This window comes from Enterobacter cloacae complex sp.6700776, assembly GCF_048284255.1.
Taxonomy (GTDB): domain Bacteria; phylum Pseudomonadota; class Gammaproteobacteria; order Enterobacterales; family Enterobacteriaceae; genus Enterobacter; species Enterobacter intestinihominis.
The window spans coordinates 1-286 of record NZ_JBLVYK010000230.1 but is presented as its reverse complement, the minus strand read 5'-3'; the positions used below and the strand labels follow the sequence as shown (position 1 = coordinate 286).

At 69.9% G+C, this 286-nt stretch carries 1 protein-coding gene; it reads right to left on the bottom strand.

Annotated features, from left to right (window positions below):
• A partial coding sequence (dtd, locus tag ACNQ0T_RS24010) for a D-aminoacyl-tRNA deacylase (RefSeq protein WP_417930474.1) occupies nucleotides 1-286 on the bottom strand: 286 nt, incomplete at both ends.

The window sequence follows — 286 nt, the reverse complement described above, 5'->3', positions numbered from 1 at the left end:
AGCTGGGGCGGTTGCCGCCCGAGGTATCGGCCGCCAGCGTGAACTGGCTGACGATCAGCAGGCCGCCGCCCACGTCCTGCAGGCTGAGGTTCATCTTGCCGGCCGCATCGCCGAAGACGCGCAGCTTCAGCACCTTGGCGATCAGCTTGTCGGCGCTGGCCTCGGTGTCATCGGGCTCGGCGCAGACCAGCATCAGCAGGCCCGGGCCGATCGCGCCGACCGTCTGCCCGGCAATATCCACGCGCGCCTCGCGCACCCGTTGCAGCAGCGCGATCACAGCAGGTCC